Origin of the sequence: Neobacillus drentensis (assembly GCF_036965245.1) — a bacterium.
In the GTDB taxonomy this organism is placed as follows: Bacteria; Bacillota; Bacilli; order Bacillales; family Cytobacillaceae; genus Neobacillus; species Neobacillus drentensis_G.
In genome coordinates this window covers 54,510-62,550 of sequence record NZ_JBALPG010000010.1, presented here as the reverse complement: position 1 = coordinate 62,550, position 8,041 = coordinate 54,510, and the positions used below count along the sequence as shown (strand labels likewise).

The 8,041-nt window shown below is 42.8% G+C and carries 5 protein-coding genes; 2 read left to right on the top strand and 3 right to left on the bottom strand.

Features of this window, described 5'->3' with window-relative positions; all coding sequences use genetic code 11:
- The first annotated feature begins 165 nt into the window (after positions 1–165).
- Together V7150_RS02980 and V7150_RS02975 are read left to right on the top strand one after the other, a co-directional pair.
- Positions 166–1,284 (top strand): GAF domain-containing sensor histidine kinase, encoded by a 1,119-nt coding sequence (locus V7150_RS02980; protein WP_335513457.1) that lies wholly within the window; start codon positions 166–168, stop codon positions 1,282–1,284.
- A 13-nt stretch (positions 1,285–1,297) separates the two neighbouring features.
- Positions 1,298–1,939: a response regulator transcription factor gene (locus tag V7150_RS02975; protein WP_335513455.1), complete on the top strand. Its 642-nt coding sequence runs from the start codon at positions 1,298–1,300 to the stop codon at positions 1,937–1,939.
- A 193-nt stretch (positions 1,940–2,132) separates the two neighbouring features.
- Here the strand turns inward: V7150_RS02975 and V7150_RS02970 are convergent, their stop codons facing one another.
- The 3 genes from V7150_RS02970 to V7150_RS02960 are packed head-to-tail and all read right to left on the bottom strand — an operon-like array spanning position 2,133 to position 7,628.
- Positions 2,133–3,719: a SagB family peptide dehydrogenase gene (locus V7150_RS02970; RefSeq protein ID WP_335513453.1), complete on the bottom strand. Its 1,587-nt coding sequence runs from the start codon at positions 3,717–3,719 to the stop codon at positions 2,133–2,135.
- A 22-nt stretch (positions 3,720–3,741) separates the two neighbouring features.
- The gene (locus V7150_RS02965; RefSeq protein ID WP_335513451.1) at positions 3,742–5,682 is read right to left on the bottom strand and encodes a TOMM precursor leader peptide-binding protein; all 1,941 of its coding nucleotides are present in this window, start codon (positions 5,680–5,682) and stop codon (positions 3,742–3,744) included.
- Positions 5,682–7,628 carry a putative thiazole-containing bacteriocin maturation protein gene (locus V7150_RS02960; protein WP_335513449.1) on the bottom strand — a complete coding sequence of 649 codons (1,947 nt, stop codon included), beginning with the start codon at positions 7,626–7,628 and terminating at the stop codon, positions 5,682–5,684. Before V7150_RS02960 ends, V7150_RS02965 begins: the two co-directional genes overlap by 1 nt.
- Between the last annotated feature and the right edge of the window lie 413 nt (positions 7,629–8,041).

Here is an 8,041-nt window from a genome sequence, read left to right as displayed (position 1 = left end):
AGATTTGGCCTTCATCTACTTTATGAAGAACATCCTTACCAAGATTTGTCCTTCATAGCTCTAAAGAGTTGAAATAGAAAATTGCCTTTCGATCCAATAGTAAGCGTCTGATAATTATAAATCAGCTATAATAGCAGTAACTGCTTCACGGTGGGGGGAGAATGGATGTCTGTAGAGGCTGGATATGAAGAAATCGGTATATTAAAGGAAATTGCTGAGCTTTTAAATGAAGGAACGGATACAAAGGTTGTGTTATCTGGTGTTTTGAAAAAACTTCTCCATGTGACTGGACTCCAAACAGGCTGGATTTTTTTAATCGATGAAAATGGCGGGTATCAGCTCGCAGCCGATGAAGCCTTGCCGCCTGCTTTGGAGAATGACCATAAACAAAGGATGTGCCAGGGTGAGTGCTGGTGCGTGAATAAATACAACAATCGAAAACTGAATAAAGCATCTAATATTATGGAATGTAAACGAATTGAAGATGTTCTTGAAGAGAAGGCTGGGGAAACTTGCGGCCTGACCCATCATGCGACCGTCCCGCTCCGAGCCGGACAGGAACGGTTCGGTATATTAAATGTAGGTGCGCCAAACAAAACGCATTTCCAAAAAAATGAACTTGCTTTACTTGAAGCGGTTGCCTATCAAATAGGAACAGCATTAAAACGAATCAAATTGACCCACCGGGAACAAGAAACAGCGCTTGTTGCCGAGCGAAATCGGCTTGCACGGGATCTTCACGATTCCGTTAACCAGCTTTTATTTTCGCTAAGCCTAACTGCAAGGGCAGGAGTTGAAATGACACAAACCGATGAGGTAAAACAAACGTTCAGTTATATACAGGATTTGGCCCAGGAAGCTCTTGGGGAAATGCGAGCCTTAATCTGGCAGCTGCGGCCGCAGGGTCTTGAAAATGGACTGGTAAGTGCTTTAAGAAGTTACGCTGATATGCTTGGCCTGTCGATTGAAACAAAGGTGACTGGAGTAGCCAGCATTCCTGGTAAAGTGGAGGAAGCTTTGTGGCGGATCGGGCAAGAAGCTCTGGCCAATTGTAAAAAGCATTCCCAGACCACAGAAGTGGTTTTATTGTTTCATGCTTCTAAAGATGGGGTGGAGATGACGATTAAGGATGCAGGCTGTGGCTTCCATTATGAAGATAATCTTGAAATCCCTTCATTGGGATTAAAAAATATGAAATCACGGACAGAAGCGTTAAATGGTACATTTCAATTAAAAAGCAAACCGGGAAGCGGGACAGTTATAGAGATTCATATTCCTTTCTAGGGGGGAGATTTTTATGAATATACGCATATTAATTGCAGACGACCATCATGTCGTCAGAAGGGGCCTGGTCTTTTTTCTTCGCACCCAAAAGGGGCTTGATATTATCGGGGAAGCCGCAAATGGGAAGGAAGCCGTCGAACTGGCAAAATCACTAAAGCCGGATCTTATTCTAATGGATTTGGTCATGCCTGAAATGGACGGAATCCAAGCAACTAGGATTATTAAAAAAGAACAGCCTGATATCAAAATTATGATGTTGACTAGCTTTTCAGATCAGGATCATGTGATTCCCGCCCTTGAAGCAGGTGCTTCCGGATTCCAGTTAAAGGACATCCAGCCCGATGAACTTGTCGTATCGATAAACAAAATCATGAGCGGAGAAAACCAGCTTCATCCGACAGCTACATCGCATTTACTGGCCAATTTGTCCAATAAAAGCAAACAGGAAAAAAATTTACTAGAGGAATTAACCAAAAGAGAGTTGGATGTTTTAAAAGAAATTGCCAAAGGAAAAAGCAACAAAGAAATTGCCTCCTCTCTCTTTATCACGGAAAAAACCGTAAAAACTCATGTATCAAACCTTTTGGCGAAGCTCGAGCTGGCTGACCGGACACAGGCTGCACTTTATGCGGTAAAGAATAAATTAGTAGACTAAAACGGATGTCGAGCAATAATCACATCCGTTTTTTCGTGCAAAAAAAGACCCCCAAACCAAAGGTTCGAGAGCCTTTTAAACGCCGATAATGAACGTTTTGAGAACTGAGGTGCACAACATACACCTTTTCTATGCAGTCATTACTGTAAATAACTATTCTTGGATCAGAAACTGAGCTTTACACTTGTCTCTCCTAGCTAAGCAAACGCCCTTTTAACCAGGCACGGGGACGGTATGGACCCACCGGGATTTGGATCAAGCTGGACTTCCCTTCAGAATTGATCCTATAAAGTTCATCACATTGGTTCGCATCGAATCCTAGCAATGGATGGCCCCCCATCCCTAAGGCACACGACACCAAGAGCAGTTTTTGTACGAGAATGCCCGCTTCCATTTGTTGAATGCGATATCCTCTATATCCCAATTCCTTTTTGAGGTGTTCCTTGTCTCCAACAAAATGCAGACAGAGCGGAACTTGAAACAGATTTACATTGGGCACTATTAATCCATATTGTAAAGACTCCCGAAAATCCCCCTGAGTTATTCTCCGAAGTGCATGAGCGCTTTTGTCATAAGCGTAAGCACCATTTGGAACCCCCTCCACGTTATAAAAACTGCCGTATAAAGAAATTCGGGTCTCAGCATTCCCATGTCTGTCGTCAAGGTCATTCTGATACGATATGGAAAATGTCTCATTTAACAAAGTGGATAGTTGCGTTTGACTGACTTTACCCATCATAAAATCACTATCAGGAGAACGCCTCTCCTGGCAAATGGATGCAAGATCGTACGAAAAACGCTCGGTAAATGGCAGCATGATTACCTCCGGACCTAAGGAAGGTTTCACATGATTATCTTTCTGTATCCTTACAAATGACCTTGTTGTTTCCAATATCGATGCTTCATTCATTTTTCTCAGCATCGGATAATCAATAACCCTCTTTGAACGGTTATAGGAAACATGCTCCAACAGTGGCACTTCCCGACACAATTCAGTGGCAGAAACACTTTCCCTTCTAATATGATCGTTTTCAGCACTATTGTTAAGTTGATTAATAGATAAGGGGATAACGGCATATACACTTTCTTCCTGTTCGGAAAGCCCAAGCAAATGATTAATAGACCTATCAAGGAATTGATAGCATACCCGAGATGAAATCCCCATCGTATTGGCCACTTCTAAAGATTGCCCAATTAACACACCAGCATCTAACCCTTGGAGCCTGTAGGAAAAATTATTGTATTTATAAAAATTTTTCCAAAAAAGCGTCGAGACAAAAACAGTACAGAAACAGTCAGAAAGATCACAGCTATTTCCAATACTTCTTGATAAGTATGAATCGTAATTTCCTTCTCGCAGCAAGAGGAGGCGGTGGTGAGCCGCATCATAATGGTAAATTCCCATTGGTGCGTCCTTCAGCTTTACATACACATATAATTCATTGGGATATAATGCCCCGCCAGAGGGTACAAATCTGCGGAATAACTGGGCATAGCTCACAGCACCTTTTTCCTCGGTGTCCTCGATTAAAGCGATTTGCGAGTATTGAGTAATGCCGTATACATACCATAAGAAATGACCTAGCTCCTCCCGACTAGGTTCTGCCGTAGCTTCCCGTCCGCCCAGTGTTAACGGTACATCTGCGTTCAGCGGAATCTCTGGTAAGCCCCAGTACAGTTTATAGGGAAGTGGTGCATCCTCCCAATCCACTTGCCAATCTGGAGGAGCAGCTTTTTCCGTATCAAAGTGAAGGTGATGTACAAATGTTTCTAGCTCCAATCTGAAACCTCCTACTTTTCAATTATGGGAATGGGTGGGGATATGGATTAAGCTGTTCATACGATAACGACTGTTTTATAAATCCAAGTTCCATTGGCACTCTAAGGACCCTCTCCAGCCCTTTCACACGGGTCAGGTGATGTCCGAATGTCATCGGTAACATACCCGGGATCAATACTTTCACACAGAATAATCCATTCCGTTTGGTTATCGGTGTCGTTTGGTCCACCACAATGACCTCCAGATCTAACCGACGGAACTTCTGAAGAATATCCTGAAGATCTTCCTTCAAATCAGTATTTGCAGGCGGCTCCTTGAATTCTTCTGCAAACGTACGTAATGGACGTTGATCATCCAGTAAAAAATTCAGCCGTTCCTCTGCTTCTCGCAGCCCGTAGAGCAAACCATGGTCCTCCATGGTACGTACTGCGAACGGATTCTGTAACATATGTTCATATTTCTGCTGGTTTTCCTCCAATATTTCATCATGCCTAACCATCATTCCCGCAAGCTCGTAAATCGCGCTTTTTACAGCCCTTACAGGATCAGGGTTAGCTCCGGCTGCACAAATGAGGTTTACACCCTTGGATCTTCTGTTTTTGGCTATTGCCCACACGCTTGGAATCGCATGTTCCATCGTCGAATTGAAAAAATAAAGATCATATCCCGCCACCTCACGTATACGGTCGACCATCAGCTGTAATTCTTTATCGTTAGCCGAACTAAGGTCAAGACGCGGAAGGGGGAGTTTTGCATACCAAGTTAACAAGAATGAATCTCGCTCGACAACCTCCATAATGGCATGGAAAATAGCTTCTTCAAAACTCCCCCCTAAGGCACATCCATTGGAGGTTTCATAAACAAAGCCCTCCCCATACCCCAAACTGTAATAGGCGAGTAACTCCGGAACAAGTATAGGACGTTCTTGTAAAAACGAATAGCCCCAGACCCAATTCATTGGGTCATCAGGATGAAACGGTTTAAACGGAAATTGCGGCTTTGTATATTGTTCCTTTTCATGCAAACCTACTCTTGCAGGATTTAGTGCATTTTGCTTTAAATTATGATAACTATCACGAACTACCGTCCTTTTTCCTCGAGGCTCGATCCCGCAATATCGTTCCAACCCCTCTAAAATGGCAGTCAGCTCACTCATTTCATAAGAGTTAGACCGGCCAGCGACTCCCTCGTCCGCTTCAAATAACGGCATGTTCACTAAAACATCAGCAAATGGCAGCGTGAAATCCTGTATTTTTCCATTCATGACACCAGTACGAAAATCCAGATAGTCTTTGACCAGTACTGTTTTAAATTCATCCATCGATCGGCTGCGATAACCACTACCATTAAATTTAGGACTAGATTCTAACCTAATTTGAGCTAATTCTGGTGTATCATCAGGTAATGGACTGCAAATCGGGCACAAGGGATTAGGCAAGAAAAAGTGACTAAAATTGGTTAACGTTCTTAGGTTAATAATGAACACTCTTTCTTCTAAATTGCTGGGTTCTCCTTGAAGAACTTTTTGAACTTCGTTACATATCAATGCTGCCATTTGTGATAGTCCTGTTCTTGATGCCCATGCATCTTGCATGACACCTTCTCCTGCTGCCATCCTTAGCTGAAGCTGCCACATTTCTTTCCGATCGGATCCAGCTATCATGCGCCGTATATCAGCGCAGCAAGAACATCCCGGTGTATCGGGGCGAACTAAAGGACCAATGATTCCCTCCCCGAATGAAATGAAACCTCGAAGCCACGGGATACCAGTGTTCCTGTATTTTTCTTCAGCTTTTTGATGAATGGCTGGATTCCAGCCATCGTGCAACACCAGAGCTAATTCTGTTTCTTCGGAAACCTCTCCTAAAAGGCTTTGACGCCTTACGAGATAATTGCCGGACAATTGATCAAAGACATATTCCGCTAATAAACCCTCTCCGTCAATGAGAATATGGGCGGCCATTAGGATTCCTCCTCTCGAACCTGCACACCATACACCCCTGCCAATTCCTGCTTTAAAAAAGGTTCGAACGCAAGATCATAAACGAATAGGCGTTTGCTGTTCTGGTTCAAGACCTGAACGGAAGATTGTAATAGCTCCCATTGTGTTAATTCTTCACAAGAAGGGATTTCGAGTTTAAATTCCTTTTCTTTCAAAAAAACTGCTGATTCCGATATCCCTTCGGTTCCATGCACCTGATTTTGTTTAGCCAAAAGCGCCTGTTGTAATGCACTCCGTAAAGCCAACGTTGTATTTAAACCTGTACTAGTATACCGACACCCCTGCGACTTTACCCATATTACAGCGAAGCCTAGTATTTCATTTTCTAAACCGATGGTCGGTGCACCATTTAAGGTAGTCAGGGCATTTAAATAAAATCTGCAGCGTTGATCTTCAATTTCTCCCAGTTGTACGCGAAAAATAGGATTCAGTAGATCGTCCTTTTTACTTCTCAATTCTTTCTCTAAATAGGCTTGCAAGCCGCGACAAACTGCCTCTTCGATTGTTTCCCCTGCACCGATGCCGATCAAACCCGCTGGTATGTTTTCACCAGCCTTATCTTTTTGATCACTACATCCCTTGATCATTTGTGAAACATACATTTCAATACCAGTCAGTCCCGCTTCCCTCTTTGCCTCCTCATGTGTAAAACCCGAACAGACAACCTCTGGCAGGAGATCTGCTGGTCCCTCTGACACTGGATTAACCGCTTGAACATAGCACTGCGAAAGAGGAAGCTGTTTCAAGTTTCGCTCCTCCCAGGTATGGAAAATCCCTGTTTCTTCCGAAGTTAATAGACTGAAATATTCCAAGAGGTTAATCGAAGGTTCGTTTTTACTCTTTTCTTGCTTTATCCTTACATCAAGATCTTCCACCAGGCTAGGCGAGACACTTTTATTTATAACCAATGGATGTGTAATGAATGAAATCCAGTCTCCTTCCAGGGTTTCAAGATCAAGTTTATAAATTTGGTTACTCTGATTTGACCCTGCAATTCCTGTAGCCTTCTTGAAAAATTCGAATACGGTGACATTGGCCAGAATGGCTCCGGCAGTTGTAGAGAAAGATTGCGGCTGCCGATCTAATTGCAATGAAGATTGATGGATTCGGCGCCATGCTGACTCCCAGCATCCCTCTGATTCCGGATTAACCAATGGACCAGCAAGCCCCACTTGGTCTAAACATACGGCAGGAAAAAATTCTTTCCTTTGCTCTTTGCAAACCATATTCAGATCCTTTAGTTCTTTTACATTTCCATCCTGAGAGACATAGAGAATCCAATCATATGGATGCAAAGCTTCTTGCCAAAGACTCCTTCCGTCCCCTTTTTCAAATGGTACTTGCTCAACCTCCACTTCAGAGTCAGCATTGTAGGCATTGCGTACTAACTCATTTATCCGCAATTGATTTGTAGGTACTGAATCGGTCAACATGAAATGGAATTTGGGCAGTCCCGATTCAATTAATGCAGCAGCCAATGAAACCATAAAGGATCCAGAACCGATAGCCAGAACTTTGGCTTGACGGTATTCTTGAAAACGGTACGCACCGGAATCTACAAAATTCTCGATAAATTCAATTTGCGATGCATACTTTTCTAGGACTTTTGGGTTTAATTCATGTGCCCTATCTTGGCTAACATCTCGAACAAAGCCATTCTTGTACAACGTTTCTCCTATCTCATATACCCTGTTGCGATACGGCGCCGTTAATCCCTCTGTTAAATCTCCTAATGATTGCTCCCCGTTAAACATCGGCATTAATTTTTCAACCCATTGGTAAATGGTACTTCCTTCCATTCGGAATGAACTTAAATTATTTCTAAAATACACACCACCCTTTTGATCAGGTAGATAAAATGAATCCCTTTTGACCTTTAAACGTGTGGACGAGTTAAGATTTGTCATTCAGCTCCTCCTTAATTCAAATCAGTCCTAATTATGCACTATCATTTTATGTACTTTAATTTGTCCATTATGATTAATAAGAAAAGCGCAAGGCGCCCGCCTATCAGCGTATGGACTGGAGCGCTTCGACTGAGATAAAGGAAACACGGAGAGCGAAGTACACTAGCTGATGGCGCCTGGAGCTGGACAATTCTCAAAGTTCAATGATATAAATTCTGATATTACAAAAAAGAAGTGCCTCCTGCGGCACAGGTCCATGCAGGGGCACTCTCTTTTCATAAAATACCTATTTTTTTCTGAGACTCCAAAACATCTAAATAAAGCCAACACCGAAACAACTAAAACCAATACCGAAACAGCTAAATCCAATACCGAAACAACTAAAACCGAAGCCGCCGCCACAGCCGCCACAG

Bases quoted from the DNA above. Each gene is read 5' to 3' on its own strand.
- V7150_RS02980 (WP_335513457.1), top strand. From the start codon at position 166: ATGTCTGTAGAGGCTGGATATGAAGAAATCGGTATATTAAAGGAAATT.
- V7150_RS02975 (WP_335513455.1), top strand. From the start codon at position 1,298: ATGAATATACGCATATTAATTGCAGACGACCATCATGTCGTCAGAAGG.
- V7150_RS02965 (WP_335513451.1), bottom strand. From the start codon at position 5,682: ATGGCCGCCCATATTCTCATTGACGGAGAGGGTTTATTAGCGGAATAT.
- V7150_RS02960 (WP_335513449.1), bottom strand. From the start codon at position 7,628: ATGACAAATCTTAACTCGTCCACACGTTTAAAGGTCAAAAGGGATTCA.